Source organism: Serratia aquatilis (assembly GCF_044865145.1).
Classification (GTDB): Bacteria; Pseudomonadota; Gammaproteobacteria; order Enterobacterales; family Enterobacteriaceae; genus Chania; species Chania aquatilis.
Window position 1 is genome coordinate 1,067,398 of the sequence record NZ_CP173186.1, and the last position, 17,212, is coordinate 1,084,609.

The following is a 17,212-nucleotide window of genomic DNA, read 5'->3' on the forward strand; positions in this document are numbered from 1 at the left end:
GCAACTTGAATGAGCCTTGGCTATTACAGCCATGCGCAGTAGAGGGCGGGTAGAGGATGTTTTCTGGTTAGTTGTTATCGTTGGTGAGGAAACGCAACATTTCACCACATTGACGGCAGCGGTATTCACTTTCGCCGCGCAGTACCCGGTTATGGCGGCGTACGGTCAGGTGATGTTGTTGGCAGGCGCAGCGATAGGGGAAGGTTTTGCTCTGCACCGAGCTGACTTCAAACTGGTGTGTGCGGTTGGCTGAAACCTGCAACACGCTTTCCATCACCCAGCGCCACTCTTTGCCATGGGGTGGCACACGGCCAAACTGATGGAATACCAGCAGATGAGCCAATTCATGCGGCACAACCTGGTCGATAAACGACTGTTGATTCTCAATCAGCAAGACAGGATTAAGACGGATTTCCCAGTGGTGCAGCCAGGCGGTGCCCGCGCTGGTACCGCGTTGCTGATAAACGATCTTGGGCTCCGGGAATCTGGCGGTAAAGTGCTGATGTGCCAGATGGAGTTTGTCCCGTAGACAGCGCATTACTGCCTGTTGCAAGGCTATAGGTATTCTTACTCTGTTCATAAGCGTTAGCTTAAGCAACGGCGCGGCGGCTGGCAAAAGAAAATTATATCCGCCGCCGGATCGGTTATTTTCCCACAATGATAACTCGGTCGAGTCAGTTGGATTGTAATCAATGTGTTAACTGCGGGATAATATACTCGTCATACTTCAAGTTGCCTGTGTGTTGGCTGTGCCTCTTCAGCCCAGTCACATAGTTATCTATGCTCCCGGGGCCTCACAGGCTTGCCGCCTGCACGCAACTCGAATTATTTAGAGTATCGACCGTACAACTTGCTTCCGTAGCGCAGTTTTTAACGGATGAGGCCAGAAAAACGCCACCTAAGTTAAATCCCTACATGAGCAACGGTTATTTTGCGATTTTGCGCAATAACTGATTACCTGAAAATACGTAAGGTGTGGGGAGTTTTTTGACGCAGCGTACCCGAGCACGCTGAGTGAGTGTGAATTTAACGCAGCTGATGTTGCAAGTGAGAGATCAATGTCGAATAAACCGTTCCATTATCAAGATCCGTTCCCGCTGAAGAAAGACGATACCGAATACTACCTGCTAAGCCGTGACCATGTTTCCGTCAGCGAATTTGAAGGCCAGGAAATCCTTAAAGTTGACCCGCAAGCCCTGACCCTTCTCGCCCAACACGCTTTCCACGATGCCTCATTTATGCTGCGTCCTGCGCACCAACAGCAGGTGGCTGATATTCTTGCCGACCCAGAGGCCAGTGAGAACGACAAGTACGTTGCGCTGCAATTTTTGCGTAACTCAGAAATCGCCGCCAAGGGTATTTTACCAACCTGCCAGGATACCGGTACCGCGATCATCGTGGGTAAAAAGGGGCAGCGTGTCTGGACCGGCGGTGGTGATGAGGAAGCGCTGTCCCGTGGCGTGTACAACACCTTCATCGAAGACAACCTGCGTTATTCGCAAAACGCCGCACTGGATATGTACAAAGAGGTGAATACCGGTAGCAACCTGCCAGCGCAGATCGACCTGTATAGCGTTGACGGCGAAGAGTATAAATTCCTGTGCATTGCCAAGGGCGGCGGTTCTGCCAACAAAACCTATCTCTATCAGGAAACCAAGGCGCTGCTGTCACCGGGTAAATTGAAAGACTATCTGGTCGAGAAGATGCGCACTCTGGGGACGGCTGCCTGCCCACCGTACCATGTTGCTTTTGTTATTGGCGGCACCTCGGCAGAGGCCACGCTGAAAACCGTGAAGCTGGCTTCAACCAAATACTATGATGGTCTGCCGACCGAAGGTAACGAACATGGTCAGGCATTCCGGGACGTGGCGTTGGAGCAGGAGTTACTGAAAGAAGCCCAGAACCTGGGGCTGGGGGCACAGTTTGGCGGTAAATACTTCGCACATGATGTTCGCGTGGTGCGTTTACCCCGTCATGGCGCATCCTGCCCGGTAGGGATGGGCGTTTCCTGTTCCGCCGATCGTAACATCAAAGGCAAGATTAACCGTGAAGGCGTCTGGTTGGAAAAACTGGAGCACAACCCCGGCAAATTTATCCCGCAGGAATTGCGTCAGGCTGGTGAAGGGGAAGCTATCAAGGTGGATCTTAACCGCCCAATGGCCGAGATCCTTAAGCAACTGTCGCAATATCCGGTTTCAACCCGTCTTTCCCTGAGTGGCACCATCATTGTTGGGCGCGACATTGCGCACGCCAAGCTGAAAGAGCGCCTAGACCGTGGCGAAGGCTTGCCACAATATGTGAAAGATCACCCGATCTATTACGCTGGCCCAGCTAAAACACCGGAAGGTTATGCCTCGGGTTCTCTTGGGCCGACCACGGCAGGGCGCATGGACTCTTACGTCGATCTGTTGCAGTCGCACGGCGGCAGTATGATCATGCTGGCCAAAGGCAACCGTAGCCAGCAGGTGACGGACGCCTGTCACAAGCACGGCGGGTTCTATCTGGGTAGTATCGGTGGCCCAGCGGCGGTGCTGGCACAGCAAAGCATCAAGAGCCTAGAGTGTTTGGAATATCCTGAATTGGGTATGGAAGCTATCTGGAAAATTGAAGTTGAAGACTTCCCGGCGTTCATTCTGGTGGATGACAAAGGTAATGACTTCTTCCAGAAGATCCAGGAATCACAATGTACCCGTTGCGTGAAGTAAACTGAACGATAGCCGCCCGATGATGGGCGGCTTATTTATGCCTGACGGACCCGATTCTTCTGTTGCACAACATCGGCCATCACGGCCAGCGCAATCTCTGCCGGGGTTTTACTGCCGAGAGGCAGTCCAATAGGCGCATGGATCCGCGAGAGATCCTGAGACGTAAATTCTGCAATCTGTTGCAACCGTTGGCGGCGGCGATCGCTATTCCGTTGCGAGCCCATCGCGCCAATATAAAACGCCGGAGTATAGATAGCCTCCATCAGCGTTAAATCATCCATACGGGGATCGTGAGTCAGTGCGACAATCGCCGTGTTGGCGTGGCAGCCCCCCTGTTCAATGAATTTTGCCGGGAACTGGCGCAGTAAAGTGATGCTGGGTTTGAGTTGGCTAGCGAAGTTATCCAACGCTTCCGGGCGATTTTCACAAACCAAAACCTCGAAGCCTAGCGCGCTGGCAAAATCAGCACAAAACAGAGCGACGCTGGAAAGCCCGGCAATTAATAGCCTTGGGGCGGCGGCGATATGTAATGTGATCTCCTGCCCGTCGCGTACTACCTGGGTGCTACTGGCAAAGCTGGTGGTCTCCAGACTGCTGCAGACATTGGGCAGGGTCAAATGCTTAACCAGTGCATGGTGCCCGGTCAGAGCTCCTTCGAGAGTACGCATGTAACTGATGCTGGCCTCCCCGGCGGGTAAGTGTTCTATCAGCACGTCCAGTACGCCACCACAGGGGAGAGTAACATTAGGCGTTAGTCCACCCGCGCCGTAGCGGATCACCTGACTGGCGGCTTGATAGTCACCGCTGGCCAGACGACTAAGAAAGTCCTCTTCCACGCAACCGCCAGAGAGTGAACCACAATAATTCCCGTCAATGGTCGCCACCATCATTGCCCCAGGGGAACGCGGGGATGAACCGTAGGTATCCAGCACGGTACACAGCCACACCGGCTGTTGCTCCAGCCAGCTTATCGCCTGGCTGACTACCGAGATATCAAGGTGTTGCATTAATGGGTTTACTCGCTGTCCGCTAACTGTGATGGCAGATCGATATCCTGCACGATGGTTTGTTGCGCAAGGTGCAGCAAATGAACCTGCTGATGACTGACCAGTTCTCGTGCACCATTGTCGCCGCGCAATGCGCATAACTGTTTGCGCAACGCTGAAGAAAAACCTACCGGGTGGCCGGGTTGCTGCTGGAAGCTTGGGCGTACAATCGGGTGTTGGCGTAGTGCGTTGGCGACCTGCAGAAAAACGTGTGGCGCGACGAAGGGCATATCCGCCAGATGGATCAGCCAGCCATCCCAGTCAGCCGTTGCAGCAACGCCAGCCGCAATGGACTCCCCCAAACCGCCGCTGGCTAATAAAGTCACCTGAACTTGATGCTTGGCACAGGCTTGTTGCACCGGCAGGTTTTCTGGTCGCGTGACAACCCGCACCGGTAAGCCCGAAGCCAAGGCTTGATGCAGAGTATGTTCAAAAACCGTTTTGCCTTTGAACATGGCATTGAGTTTGTTCCCCTTACCACCCGCCTGGATAAAACGTTCACCGCGCCCGGCAGCGGTAATCACGATACCTATTTTCATCTCATCTACCCGTCGTTGCGCAAAATATAAACTTCATAAAGACGTTAAAGTGTTTTTTATATGTGTTTTTTCTGAAAATAGAATGTTAACACTCAACTAATTTATGTTAACAGCATATGCTTATAGTCTTCCAGGCAAGATTACCAGCGTTTGCGCAACGAAACTGCTGAAAAAAAACGACTTACCTTTCTCTTTCAGATCGCAGCATCACTGAATGTTAAGGGTATATAAAAAAGCAAGGACATTTAATGAGCAATTTCAACTCATCACGGCGCCGCTTTATCAAAGGTGCCGTGATTGCGGGGGTATCCGTCTACCTCGCACCACTCTATAGCCGAGCCTACGCAGCGCTGTTTGAGAATAAGATCCTGCAATCGCCCAATTGGGATGCGCATGCTAAACGCATCCGATACCGCATCGATGGCCGTGCCAAGGTGATGGGGCAAAAAGTGTTTGCCCGCGACATTCGTGCCGTTGATATGCCGCACTGGCCGCAAAAGCAGGCACATGCCTTTATCCTGCGGGCCACTAAAGCAGATCGCTTGTTTACCGGGCTCGATCTTTCCCTGCTTGGGGACGATCTCCAGCCGGATCGGCTAGTGACGGCAGAAGATCTGGAGCGCGATGGCTTGGCTTTCCCAGAGTTTTATGGCGATGACATGTTGTTGCCATCGGGAAAAACGCCAGCCTACCTCGGCCATGCGGTGGCAATCCTGATTTATCATGACTTTGCCCGTTTCCGCTTTGCCAAAGACAAACTGAAATTCCGCGATGAAGTGATCCAGTACGGCAAGGAAACTGGGCCGCTGGAACGTGATCCATGGGGCAGCTTCCGCTTTGTTCGCGTCGGTGGGGAGCAGTCTTCAGACGACGATCGCTTCTCAAGCCTCAAAGATAGCCCAATATTCCCTTTGGCAATGAGAAGACACTTGCCGGTATGGCCGGAGGGGCGCGAGGGCGGCAAGCTGGATCAGGAAGGGATGTTTTACGCCGGTATGATCGCCGATCAACTGCAAAATCCGCCAGAAGACTGGTTAGTGCTGTCGCGCCGCTACACTGCCCAATCGAGTGATACTGCTGCTATGGAACCGGATAATGCCAATGGATGGTTTGATACCACCAACCAAACCCTGCATCTGGTGATCCCGACCCAGTCTCCGCAGGAGGTGGCGAAAGAGATGCCGCCAATGTTGGCCAAGTATCATCAGCAGGTAAAACAGTTGATCCTGCACCCTTGCTACACGGTCGGTTACGGCTCAAAAGATCACTATAACTTCCCCTATTACGGTGCCGTTGCCGCGCTATACGGCGATGGGTTACCGGTGCGGCTAGCTAATGACCGCTTTGAGCAGTTTCAGACATCCATCAAGCGTCACGCCTTCGACATGGACTACCACATTGCGGTAAACAAACGTACGGGTGTGTTACAGGCATTCCAAGGAGCGATGACGGCAGACGGCGGTGGGCGCAGCAACTTTACGCCATCGGTGGTGATGGTTGCCGCAACGGCGGCTCAGTCTATTTACTATTTCCCAAAAAGCGATCTTTCCGCAGTTGGGTTGGCATCCCGCGCTATTGATGCCGGTTCTGCGCGTGGCTATGGCACTTTGCAAAGCATGGCCGCCACCGAAATGCTGATAGATGAGCTGGCGGAAGAACTGAAACTCGACCCAATCGAGTTCCGTCTGCGCAACGTGCTCAAATCCGGCATGAAAAATACGCAGGGTGCGATCCCTGCGGGGGCCATTCGTGCCGACGAGGTGTTGGAGAAAGCTGCACAGCATGAAATGTGGCTTAAGCGTGCTGAACGCAAGGCAGAGTTTGAGCGCCAAAACCCTGGTAAACGCTATGGGGTAGGTTTTGGCTGCGTACAAAAAGACTTTGGTACCGGTGCCGAAACCTCCTTTGCCCGGGTGGAACTGAGTGAGGACGGGCGCATCACCCTGCATCATAGTGGTGCCGAGATGGGTACTGGCATGTCGACTTCGCAGTCGGTACTGTGCGCGCAATGGCTGGGTAAACCGGCAGATGAATCCCATTTCTCTGTTACCGACTGGTCGCTGTTACCGATGGTGACCAGCGGCGATCCCTACCTGATGTCGCAGGAAGAGCAGGACAAACTGCAAACCAACCCGAATTGGACGCCAAGCTATTGTTCACCTTCCAGCGCCAGCAACTCGGCTTACTATTTCTCCCACAGTACGCGTGAAGCAGCACGGTTGGTGTTTGAACATGGGCTGTGGCCAGCAGCGTTGGCTATCTGGCAATCCGGTATTGGCGGTGGGCAAGCGGCCCCGCTGGTGGTGCGCAAAGAAGAAGCTCGCTGGGTGGAAGGTGGCCTGACGGCGGCAGGTATGCAGATACTGCCGTTGGAGGTGTTAGCGAAGAAGGCCTACCAGATGGGCGCGCTCACCGGCGCTGTGGTGCATGTGTTCAACCGCTGGCAGTGGGCTGAAGCAGAGTTCATGCTGGGTAATCAAAGTGAGCGCTTACCAATCGATGGGCTATCGGTACGTAACGGCAGTGGCGAGTTCAACACGCTGGCACGTGAGCAGGTATTTTACCCGCCAACCCAGCGTAATAATGCCGCCGTGACCTATTACAGCGCTGTGGGTACGTTGGCTGAGGTGGCGGTGGATATCGCTACCGGTAAGGTTGAGCTCTTGAACCACCACTCGATTATGGAGTGTGGCAATCTGATCGTGCCAGAGTTGGTTTCTGGTCAGTTGCAGGGCGGCTTGGCGATGGGTATCGGCCATGCGCTGCATGAGTATTTACCGTTGTACGAAGATGGGCCCGGTAACGGTACGTGGAACTTCAACCGTTACCATTTACCACGCGCCAGCGATGTCGCTGTCTGGAAACAGACCGGCGACATCCTGCCTGCGCTGTCGGAAACCGATCCGCCGAAAGGGATGGCTGAGGTGGTGATGATCCCGGTAGTCGCTGCACTGGTTAACGCCATTGCCCATGCTACCGGTCATCGTTTCCGTGATTTGCCTGTCCGTGCCGAGAATATTCTTGAGGTATTACCATGAGCATTAAAACACTCCCCCTAACCCTGACGATTAATGGCAAGCAACATGGCCCCATTGAAGTGCCAGAAAGATTGATGATGATCGACTTTCTGCACGAATATCTCGATCTGACAGGTTCACGCCTCGGTTGTGGCCAAGGGATTTGCCATGCCTGCGTGGCGATCCTTGACCATCCAAGCGGTACCAGTGAAGAGATCCGTACCTGTATTACAGGCGCACACTTTTTCAATGGTAAACAGGTGCGTACCATTGAGGGCCATGCGACGGTGGATAACCAAGGCGAAGTGGTTGAGCTTTCGCCGCTCCAGCAGTCATTCCTTGACCATTTCAGTTTCCAATGTGGCTATTGCACACCGGGATTTGTTAATGCGGCTACTGTGTTTGTAGAAAAGCTCAAGCGTGAACCGATCCCGCGTGAGCAATTGGAACAAGCGATAGAGCAGGCGCTGGATAACCATATTTGCCGCTGCACCGGTTATGTTCGTTACTATGAAGCGGTGCGTGACGTGGTATTGAAAACGCCAGGTTTACTGAAGGGGACGGCACAATGAAAAAACGTCTCTTACTGTTGTTAGTGCTGGTGGTAGCGATTGTGATCGCGGTGCTGTGGTGGCGGGAAAACCGCAGCTATGACGGCCCGGTGCAGCAGGTGACCGCCAGTAGTGAGCAGATCGCACGTGGGCGTTATCTGACGCGAGCTGCCGACTGTGCCGCTTGCCATACTGCGGCTGGCGGAGCGCCCTTGGCGGGTGGCTATCCTCTGGACACGCCATTTGGCACCATTTTTGGTAGCAATCTGACACCGTCAGCGGATCACGGTATTGGGCGTTGGAGCAAAGATGATTTCTTCCTGGCGCTGACCCAAGGGGTCGCCCCAGGTGGTCGTCATCTCTACCCGGCTATGCCTTACACTTCCTACAAGGGCATGTCCCGTGAAGATTCGGATGCCATTTACGCCTATCTGATGTCCCGCCCGGCGGTGGATGTTGCTACGCCAGAAAATGAGATGCCATTCCCGTTTAACCAGCGTATGGCAATGATCGGTTGGAATATGCTGTTCCGTAACAACGATCCGTTACCCGCCAGTTCACAAGGTGCTTCTGCCGATTGGCTGCGTGGCCGCTATCTTGCCGACGTGCTTGGGCACTGTGGTGAATGCCATACGCCGCGTGGCAAATTGGGGCAGATGGACTTGAGCAAGCCAATGCAGGGTGGCGATCTGGGGCGGTTCATGGCACCAGATATTACGCCGCAGGGGTTGGCAGAGCGCGGCTGGACGCCGGACGATCTGAGCCGTTTCCTCAGTACCGGACTAGCGCCGCAAGGCTCTGCGTTCAGCGAAATGCACATGGTTGTGGGCCTGAGTACCCGTTATTTGACGCCAGAAGATCATCGGGCCTTGGCTACCTACCTGATGGGTGACAAACCACCGCAGGCGGTGGCAGTCAAGGTTGGGCAAGGCAACGAGGCTGGCCGTATCACTTATCTTGATCAATGCTCTGGTTGCCATGCACGCGATGGTGCAGGTAAACCGCACGTGGCGGTAGCGATGCGTGATAACGCCACTTTGCGCCAGCCTGATGGCAAGAATCTGATCGTTTCGGTGTTGGATGGCTTACCGGCGCAGCAATTTCCTGGTAACGAAAGCATGCAGAGTATGCCTGGTTTTGCCGATCGTCTTGATGATGCGCAAATAGCTGAGTTGGTTAACTACCTGAGAGTGACCTGGGGTGGATTGCCAGCGGATATCACCGCCGAGCAGGTAAAGGCATTGCGTAAAACCCGCTAATCGGGCGTTTTGTTGCAACAGGCCATATGCTATTGGCCTGTTGCGATAAAGCGTGGCGATTAACGGTTGGTGCTTCCCAATGCGCGTTGACTACGCTGCTTGATAAAGTAACCAATAGCGAGGAAGACAATCCACACCGGCATCAGCAGAACCGAAATCTGGATACCCGGTGTCAGATACACGATCACCATGATACCGGCCAGGGATCAGGTAGTTAATCAAGACGCACACTGCTTTGTAGTGTGAGTGCTTAAGTAGGAGACTAAATGCGAGGCTGTACGAGAAATAAGCGACAAATCACATCATGGGCAAAATAATGTTGGTTACCATCAGTCGGCTATGGCTAAAAAGATAGCGTTTACTGTAGTTACGGTAACGAAAATAGCCAGCAACTGATGGTTGATAATTACACAGTATTAAGTCAGTTAATTTCTTACACACTTCCTAACTTAAGGTTTCATAAAAGTTAAATCTGCCCTCTACCTCGTAAATGGTATTACCAGTAAAGCGTTATCAGTTTGCAGCAGGCTGTAGTCTGAGGTGTTAAAATGTGCGGGTTAGCTGATTTCGATCAACCCTCATATGGACAGGAGGTGAATACTTTGTTACTTTACCGTCACTTTTTTTAAATTGGTATTACCAATTGACTCCGCGCCATTCGCAGAGAAGAAATCACTCATGGCCTACAGCAAAATCCGCCAACCCAAGTTGTCAGATGTCATCGAGCAACAGCTCGAATACCTGATCCTCGAGGGCACGCTTCGTCCAGGCGAAAAGCTGCCTCCGGAACGCGAACTGGCGAAGCAATTTGATGTTTCCCGCCCTTCTCTGAGAGAGGCTATCCAGCGCCTGGAAGGCAAAGGGTTACTCCTGCGCCGTCAGGGCGGTGGCACCTTTGTACAAACTAATCTGTGGCAAAGCTTCAGCGATCCGTTGGCTGAATTGCTGGCTGATCATCCTGAATCACAATTCGATTTGCTCGAAACTCGTCACGCTCTTGAAGGGATCGCCGCTTATTATGCGGCACTTCGGGGGACCGATGAGGACCTGGCGCGCATCCGTGACTGCCATCATGCGATCCAGCAGGCTCAGGAGAGCGGCGATCTCGACGCCGAAGCCGATGCGGTAATGCACTACCAAATTGCTGTGACCGAAGCTGCCCATAACGTTGTGTTGCTCCATCTGCTGCGCTGTATGGGGCCGATGATGGAACAGAACGTCCGTCAGAACTTTGAATTGCTCTACTCGCGCCGTGAAATGTTGGCAACAGTGAGCAGCCATCGCGCCGGGATTTTTGAGGCGATTGTGGCACGCGAACCTGAAAAGGCTCGTGAAGCCTCGCACCGCCATTTGGCGTTTATCGAGGAAATTTTGCTGGATCTCGGTAGAGAACAAACCCGGCGCGAAAGATCGCTGCGGCGTCTCCAGCAACGCAAGGATTAAGAGTGGTTCTCTTCAGGGCACACCAGCCTGAGGAGCTTAAGCTTAACCACTTGATTGGCAACTAAACTGATGAGCCTGTCTTCGTGCGTTTTACTGCAGAACGCAGGAAGACAGGCTCCAAACAAACCATTAGACAGATAAGGAATCCCACCATGTCAGAACGTTTAAACAATGACGTGGATCCGATCGAAACCCGCGACTGGCTGCAGGCGATCGAATCGGTCATCCGTGAAGAGGGTGTTGAGCGAGCTCAGTTTCTGATTGAACAGGTGCTGGGAGAAGCCCGTAAAGGGGGCGTTAGCGTTGCTGCAGGTGCAGGGGCTAACCACTACATCAACACCATCGCGGTAGAAGACGAACCGGCATACCCGGGTAATCTGGATCTCGAGCGCCGTATTCGTTCAGCTATTCGCTGGAACGCGGTGATGACCGTTCTGCGCGCATCGCAGAAAGATCTGGATCTGGGCGGTCACATGGCTTCCTACCAGTCTTCCGCGACTTTCTATGAAGTCTGCTTTAACCACTTTTTCCGTGCGCGCAATGCGAAAGATGGCGGCGATCTGGTTTACTTCCAGGGGCACATCTCTCCGGGCATTTATGCACGTGCCTTCCTTGAAGGCCGCCTGACCGAAGATCAAATGAATAACTTCCGTCAGGAAGTTCATGGCAAAGGTTTGTCTTCTTACCCGCACCCTAAATTGATGCCGGAATTCTGGCAGTTCCCGACCGTTTCTATGGGCCTGGGGCCAATCACTGCCATCTATCAGGCTAAATTCCTGAAATACCTGGAGCACCGTGGCCTGAAAGACACCTCTGGTCAGACCGTTTATGCCTTCTTGGGTGACGGCGAGATGGACGAACCAGAATCCAAAGGGGCGATCACCATCGCAACCCGCGAGAAGTTGGATAACCTGGTATTTGTTATCAACTGTAACCTGCAACGCCTGGATGGCCCGGTTACTGGTAACGGCAAGATCATCAATGAGCTGGAAGGCATCTTTGCCGGTGCTGGCTGGCAGGTGTTGAAAGTGATCTGGGGTGGACGCTGGGATGAGCTGCTGCGTAAAGACACCAGCGGTAAACTGATCCAACTGATGGGCGAAACGCTGGACGGCGACTACCAGACCTTCAAATCAAAAGACGGCGCTTACGTGCGTGAGCACTTCTTTGGTCGTTACCCGGAAACCGCCGCGTTGGTGAAAGATATGACCGACGACGAGATCTGGTCATTGAACCGTGGTGGTCACGATCCGAAGAAAGTCTACGCCGCATTGAAAAAAGCACAGGAAACCAAAGGCAAAGCCACGGTGATCCTCGCCCACACCATCAAAGGTTACGGTATGGGTGAAACGGCGGAAGGTAAAAACATCGCTCACCAGGTGAAGAAAATGAACATGGAAGGGGTTCACCACTTCCGCGATCGTTTCAACGTGCCGGTTGCTGATGCCGACATCGAAAAACTGCCGTTCATTACCTTTGAAAAAGATTCTGAAGAATACAAGTATCTGCATGAACGCCGTCAGGCACTGCAGGGCTATGTTCCAACCCGTTTGCCTGCGTTTACCGAGAAGCTGGCGTTGCCTGCTCTGGAAGACTTCAGCTCCCTGTTGGAAGAGCAGAACAAAGAAATCTCCACCACTATCGCCTTCGTGCGTGCCCTGAATGTGATGCTGAAGAACCCTTCGATCAAAGATCGTCTGGTGCCAATCATTGCCGACGAAGCTCGTACCTTCGGGATGGAAGGCCTGTTCCGTCAGATCGGTATCTACAGCCCGAACGGCCAGCAGTACACCCCGCAGGACCGTGAGCAGGTGGCGTACTATAAAGAAGACGAGAAAGGCCAGATCCTGCAGGAAGGTATCAACGAACTGGGGGCAGCATCTTCATGGCTGGCCGCAGCAACTTCCTACAGCACCAACGATCTGCCAATGATCCCGTTCTACATCTACTACTCAATGTTCGGGTTCCAGCGTATCGGCGACCTGTGCTGGTTAGCGGGTGACCAACAGGCTCGTGGCTTCCTGATCGGCGGGACTTCTGGGCGTACTACCCTGAACGGTGAAGGTCTGCAGCACGAAGATGGCCATAGCCATATTCAGTCCCTGACCATTCCTAACTGTATCTCTTACGATCCAGCATACGCGTATGAAGTGGCAGTGATCATGCACGACGGCCTGGTTCGCATGTACGGTGAAACGCAAGAAAACGTCTACTACTACCTGACTACGCTGAACGAAAACTACCACATGCCAGCGATGCCAAAGGGTGCAGAAGAGGGTATCCGTAAGGGTATCTACAAGCTGGAAACCCTGGAAGGCAGCAAAGGTAAAGTGCAGTTGCTGGGCTCCGGTGCGATCCTGCGTCATGTGCGTGAAGCCGCGCAGATCCTGGCGAAAGACTACGGCGTGGGTTCTGACACCTATAGCGTAACTTCCTTCACCGAACTGGCGCGTGATGGTCAGGACTGCGAGCGTTGGAACATGCTGCACCCAACCGAAACCCCACGCGTACCTTATATCGCTCAGGTGATGAACGATGCGCCGGCGGTTGCGTCTACCGACTATATGAAACTGTTCGCAGAACAGGTTCGTACTTACGTTCCTGCCAGCGATTATCGCGTACTGGGTACCGACGGTTTCGGTCGTTCTGACAGCCGTGAAAATCTGCGTCACCACTTTGAAGTTGATGCTTCTTACGTGGTGGTTGCTGCACTGGGTGAACTGGCCAAACGCGGTGAGATTGAAGCTTCTGTGGTAGCTGATGCGATTAAGAAATTCGACATCAACCCAGAGAAAGTCAACCCACGTCTGGCATAAGAGGTAAATAGAATGTCTATCGAAATCAACGTGCCGGACATCGGTGCAGACGAAGTTGAAATCACCGAGATCCTGGTGAAGGTTGGCGATAAAGTTGCTGTTGAGCAATCGTTGATCACCGTGGAAGGCGACAAAGCCTCCATGGAAGTCCCGTCCCCGCAGGCGGGCGTGGTGAAAGAGATCAAAGTCTCCGTCGGCGACAAAACCGAAACCGGCAAACTGATCATGATCTTTGAAGCGGAAGCTGCTGCAACTGCACCAGCGGCCAAGGCAGAAGAGAAACCCGCTGCTGCTCCTGTAGCCGCAGCGGCCAGTGCTGCCAAAGACGTTGCTGTGCCGGATATCGGAGCTGACGAAGTTGAAGTCACCGAGATCCTGGTGAAAGTGGGCGACACCGTTTCTGCCGAGCAGTCTCTGATCACTGTGGAAGGCGACAAAGCCTCCATGGAAGTGCCAGCGCCGTTTGCCGGTACCGTGAAAGAGATCAAAATCACCACCGGTGACAAAGTGAAAACCGGTTCACTGATTATGGTATTCGAAGTTGCCGGTTCAGCCGCTGCACCTGCACCTGTTGCTGAGGCGGCTCCGGTAGCCGCTGCTCCGGCCGCCAGCGCAGCAAAAAATGTTGAAGTGCCTGACATTGGTGGTGACGAAGTCGAAGTGACCGAAGTGATGGTGAAAGTGGGCGATAAAGTTGCCGCTGAGCAGTCACTGATCACCGTGGAAGGTGACAAGGCTTCGATGGAAGTTCCTGCACCGTTCGCTGGCACTGTGAAAGAAATCAAAATCAGCACCGGCGATAAAGTGAAAACCGGTTCTCTGATTATGGTGTTCGAAGTTGAAGGTGCTGCTCCGGCCGCCGCTCCTGCTCAAAAAGCAGAAGCTGCACCGGCTCCGGCCAAGCAGGAAGCGCCAGCCGCAGCTCCGGCTGCTGCCGCAAGCAAGAACGAGTTCACTGAGAACGATGCTTATATTCACGCTACGCCGGTGATCCGCCGTTTGGCGCGTGAGTTCGGTGTTAACCTGGCAAAAGTGAAAGGAACCGGTCGTAAAGGCCGTATCCTGCGCGAAGACGTTCAGGCTTACGTTAAAGACGCGGTTAAACGTGCAGAAGCGGCTCCTGCTGCGGCTACCGGCGGTGGTCTGCCGGGCATGTTGCCGTGGCCGAAAGTTGACTTCAGCAAGTTTGGTGAAATCGAGGAAGTTGAATTGGGCCGCATCCAGAAGATCTCTGGTGCCAACCTGAGCCGTAACTGGGTGATGATCCCGCACGTGACTCACTTCGACAAAACAGATATCACCGATCTGGAAGCGTTCCGTAAGCAGCAGAATGCAGAAGCTGAAAAACGTAAGCTGGATGTGAAGTTCACCCCAGTGGTGTTCATCATGAAAGCCGTGGCTGCCGCTTTGGAGCAGATGCCGCGTTTCAACAGTTCTCTGTCCGAAGATGGCCAGAAGTTAACGCTGAAGAAGTACATCAACATTGGTGTGGCAGTTGATACACCAAATGGTCTGGTGGTTCCAGTATTCAAAGATGTGAACAAGAAAGGCATCGTTGAGCTTTCCCGCGAACTGATGGCTATCTCCAAAAAAGCGCGTGACGGTAAACTGACCGCAGGCGAAATGCAGGGTGGCTGTTTCACCATCTCCAGCCTGGGTGGTATCGGGACAACCCACTTTGCGCCGATTGTTAATGCGCCAGAAGTGGCTATTCTGGGCGTCTCCAAGTCGTCTATGGAGCCGGTCTGGAACGGTAAAGAGTTCACGCCGCGCCTGATGATGCCAATGTCGCTCTCCTTCGACCACCGTGTGATTGACGGTGCTGATGGTGCGCGCTTTATCACCATTATCAACAATGTGTTGGCTGATATCCGCCGTCTGGTGATGTAATTGTACAGGGGCGCCTTTTTGGCGCCCCTGTCAATCCTAATACCGGTTTTGTTGGGTTGTTACATAACTCGACAGAATTGTTGAGACACAGGTCACCCGAACATGCTTTGCAGGCTATTAACAATTCTGTAAACTGCTCGCGGTGTATGCGTCCCGGTGGATAAAGGACGTTATGAGACTGATTAGTAATAAAAATGACGTCTGACCCGCCGGACAAACAATTAAGAGGTCATGATGAGCACTGAAATTAAAACTCAGGTCGTGGTAATTGGAGCGGGCCCTGCAGGTTACTCTGCTGCCTTTCGTTGTGCTGACTTAGGTCTTGAAACCGTTCTGGTAGAGCGCTACTCCACTCTGGGTGGGGTTTGTCTGAACGTCGGTTGTATCCCATCTAAAGCACTGTTGCACGTTGCCAAAGTGATCGAAGAAGCCAAAGCGCTGGCTGAGCACGGCATCGTTTTCGGCGAGCCGAAAACCGACATCGATAAAGTGCGCATCTGGAAAGAAAAAGTTATCAATCAATTGACCGGTGGTCTGGCTGGTATGGCCAAAGGCCGTAAAGTGAAAGTGGTCAACGGCCTGGGTAAATTCACAGGCAGCAATACCTTGGTAGTTGAAGGCGAGAATGGTGCCACCACCATCAATTTCGACAACGCTATCATCGCCGCAGGTTCCCGTCCGATCCAACTGCCGTTTATTCCTCATGAAGATCCCCGCGTGTGGGACTCAACCGATGCATTGGCACTGAAAACCGTTCCAGAGCGTATGCTGGTGATGGGCGGCGGTATCATCGGTCTGGAAATGGGCACTGTATACCATGCATTGGGTTCAAACATCGATGTGGTTGAAATGGCCGATCAGGTGATCCCTGCGGCTGACAAAGATGTGATCAAGGTGTTCACCAAGCGTATCAGTAAACACTTCAACTTGATGCTGGAAACCAAAGTCACGGCAGTAGAAGCCAGAGAAGATGGCATCTATGTGACGATGGAAGGCAAGAAAGCGCCAGCAGAACCACAGCGTTACGACGCCGTGCTGGTAGCGATTGGCCGTGTACCGAACGGTAAACTGCTGGATGCCGGTAAAGCAGGTGTTGAAGTTGACGAACGTGGTTTCATCCATGTCGACAAACAGCTGCGCACTAACGTGCCGCACATCTTTGCGATCGGTGACATCGTCGGTCAGCCAATGCTGGCTCACAAAGGCGTCCACGAAGGCCACGTTGCAGCCGAAGTCATTGCCGGTATGAAGCACTACTTCGATCCGAAAGTGATCCCATCTATTGCTTACACTGAACCAGAAGTGGCATGGGTAGGGTTGACCGAGAAAGAAGCCAAAGAGAAAGGCATCAGCTACGAAACCTCTACCTTCCCGTGGGCAGCTTCTGGCCGTGCTATCGCTTCTGATTGTGCAGACGGCATGACCAAGCTGATTTTCGACAAAGAAACCCATCGCATCATCGGTGGCGCCATTGTCGGCACCAACGGTGGGGAGCTGCTGGGCGAAATCGGTCTGGCTATCGAGATGGGATGTGACGCAGAAGATATCGCGCTGACCATCCATGCGCACCCAACGCTGCATGAATCTGTTGGCTTGGCGGCAGAAATCTACGAAGGCAGCATTACCGATCTACCAAATCCGAAAGCCAAAAAGAAGTAATTTCTGCGGTTTGAAAAGTTGATAAGCGGCTCCTGAAAAGGGGCCGTTTTTTGTTTGTCTAGCAGTTGCAGCACTGTTCTCAAGCCCGATGACCGTCTGCTAGACCGGCTGAACAGACCCAGAGTCAGGGTACATAAAACAGCACTTAATTGCATCAAAGTGGTTGATTTTTAAACAAAATTTGCGCAGTATATCCTTGCTTGATAGCACTTGTATCGTTCTTAGCGATGTAAGAAATCCGTCCGATGTCTGCTAGCACCGCACGGATACAAAAGAGCCGTCTTAAT

At 53.0% G+C, this 17,212-nt stretch carries 11 protein-coding genes and 1 pseudogene; 8 read left to right on the forward strand and 4 right to left on the reverse strand.

The annotated features are described in order from the left end of the window. Positions 1–67: 67 nt before the first annotated feature. Positions 68–580, reverse strand: coding sequence for a SprT family zinc-dependent metalloprotease (locus tag SAQUA_RS04880; protein WP_380674140.1), 513 nt, complete (start codon positions 578–580; stop codon positions 68–70). Between the two features lie 478 nt (positions 581–1,058). On the opposite strand from SAQUA_RS04880, the gene fumA reads away from it, so the two are divergent. Further along, the gene (fumA, locus tag SAQUA_RS04885; RefSeq protein ID WP_380674139.1) at positions 1,059–2,705 is read left to right on the forward strand and encodes a class I fumarate hydratase FumA; all 1,647 of its coding nucleotides are present in this window, start codon (positions 1,059–1,061) and stop codon (positions 2,703–2,705) included. 35 nt (positions 2,706–2,740) lie between these two features. Here the strand turns inward: fumA and SAQUA_RS04890 are convergent, their stop codons facing one another. Next, positions 2,741–3,712, reverse strand: a complete 972-nt coding sequence (locus tag SAQUA_RS04890) for an XdhC family protein (protein WP_380674138.1) — start codon at positions 3,710–3,712, stop codon at positions 2,741–2,743. 8 nt (positions 3,713–3,720) lie between these two features. Continuing rightward, a complete protein-coding gene (locus tag SAQUA_RS04895; RefSeq protein ID WP_380674137.1) occupies positions 3,721–4,290 on the reverse strand; it encodes an NTP transferase domain-containing protein in 570 nt (189 codons plus the stop codon). A gap of 248 nt (positions 4,291–4,538) precedes the next feature. Between SAQUA_RS04895 and SAQUA_RS04900 the strand changes: the two genes are divergently transcribed. The 3 genes from SAQUA_RS04900 to SAQUA_RS04910 are packed head-to-tail and all read left to right on the forward strand — an operon-like array spanning position 4,539 to position 9,117. Further along, on the forward strand, positions 4,539–7,328 hold the full coding sequence (locus tag SAQUA_RS04900; RefSeq protein WP_380674136.1) for a xanthine dehydrogenase family protein molybdopterin-binding subunit: 2,790 nt from the start codon (positions 4,539–4,541) through the stop codon (positions 7,326–7,328). Then, positions 7,325–7,879, forward strand: coding sequence for a (2Fe-2S)-binding protein (locus tag SAQUA_RS04905; RefSeq protein WP_380674135.1), 555 nt, complete (start codon positions 7,325–7,327; stop codon positions 7,877–7,879). The genes SAQUA_RS04900 and SAQUA_RS04905 overlap by 4 nt, the downstream gene beginning before the upstream one ends. Next, the gene (locus SAQUA_RS04910) at positions 7,876–9,117 is read left to right on the forward strand and encodes a c-type cytochrome (protein ID WP_380674134.1); all 1,242 of its coding nucleotides are present in this window, start codon (positions 7,876–7,878) and stop codon (positions 9,115–9,117) included. Before SAQUA_RS04905 ends, SAQUA_RS04910 begins: the two co-directional genes overlap by 4 nt. A 59-nt stretch (positions 9,118–9,176) precedes the next feature. Here the strand turns inward: SAQUA_RS04910 and SAQUA_RS04915 are convergent. Then, a pseudogene (locus SAQUA_RS04915) lies at positions 9,177–9,320 on the reverse strand (aromatic amino acid transporter AroP); the annotation flags it as partial. Between the two features lie 475 nt (positions 9,321–9,795). On the opposite strand from SAQUA_RS04915, the gene pdhR reads away from it, so the two are divergent. From pdhR to lpdA, 4 genes are all read left to right on the forward strand, one after another. Continuing rightward, a complete protein-coding gene (gene pdhR, locus SAQUA_RS04920; RefSeq protein WP_380674133.1) occupies positions 9,796–10,560 on the forward strand; it encodes a pyruvate dehydrogenase complex transcriptional repressor PdhR in 765 nt (254 codons plus the stop codon). 152 nt (positions 10,561–10,712) lie between these two features. Next, positions 10,713–13,376 carry a pyruvate dehydrogenase (acetyl-transferring), homodimeric type gene (aceE, locus tag SAQUA_RS04925; RefSeq protein WP_380674132.1) on the forward strand — a complete coding sequence of 888 codons (2,664 nt, stop codon included), beginning with the start codon at positions 10,713–10,715 and terminating at the stop codon, positions 13,374–13,376. Positions 13,377–13,388: 12 nt separating this feature from the next. After that, entirely contained in the window at positions 13,389–15,266 is a 1,878-nt protein-coding gene (gene aceF / locus SAQUA_RS04930; protein WP_380674131.1) for a pyruvate dehydrogenase complex dihydrolipoyllysine-residue acetyltransferase, read from the forward strand. Positions 15,267–15,500: 234 nt separating this feature from the next. Further along, a complete protein-coding gene (gene lpdA / locus SAQUA_RS04935; protein WP_380674199.1) occupies positions 15,501–16,925 on the forward strand; it encodes a dihydrolipoyl dehydrogenase in 1,425 nt (474 codons plus the stop codon). Positions 16,926–17,212: the final 287 nt, after the last annotated feature.

What these genes read in the sequence shown, in the direction of transcription:
- SAQUA_RS04880 (WP_380674140.1), bottom strand. Translation starts at nt 580, where the DNA reads ATGAACAGAGTAAGAATACCTATAGCCTTGCAACAGGCAGTAATGCGC.
- fumA (WP_380674139.1), top strand. Translation starts at nt 1,059, where the DNA reads ATGTCGAATAAACCGTTCCATTATCAAGATCCGTTCCCGCTGAAGAAA.
- SAQUA_RS04890 (WP_380674138.1), bottom strand. Translation starts at nt 3,712, where the DNA reads ATGCAACACCTTGATATCTCGGTAGTCAGCCAGGCGATAAGCTGGCTG.
- SAQUA_RS04895 (WP_380674137.1), bottom strand. Translation starts at nt 4,290, where the DNA reads ATGAAAATAGGTATCGTGATTACCGCTGCCGGGCGCGGTGAACGTTTT.
- SAQUA_RS04900 (WP_380674136.1), top strand. Translation starts at nt 4,539, where the DNA reads ATGAGCAATTTCAACTCATCACGGCGCCGCTTTATCAAAGGTGCCGTG.
- SAQUA_RS04905 (WP_380674135.1), top strand. Translation starts at nt 7,325, where the DNA reads ATGAGCATTAAAACACTCCCCCTAACCCTGACGATTAATGGCAAGCAA.
- SAQUA_RS04910 (WP_380674134.1), top strand. Translation starts at nt 7,876, where the DNA reads ATGAAAAAACGTCTCTTACTGTTGTTAGTGCTGGTGGTAGCGATTGTG.
- pdhR (WP_380674133.1), top strand. Translation starts at nt 9,796, where the DNA reads ATGGCCTACAGCAAAATCCGCCAACCCAAGTTGTCAGATGTCATCGAG.
- aceE (WP_380674132.1), top strand. Translation starts at nt 10,713, where the DNA reads ATGTCAGAACGTTTAAACAATGACGTGGATCCGATCGAAACCCGCGAC.
- aceF (WP_380674131.1), top strand. Translation starts at nt 13,389, where the DNA reads ATGTCTATCGAAATCAACGTGCCGGACATCGGTGCAGACGAAGTTGAA.
- lpdA (WP_380674199.1), top strand. Translation starts at nt 15,501, where the DNA reads ATGAGCACTGAAATTAAAACTCAGGTCGTGGTAATTGGAGCGGGCCCT.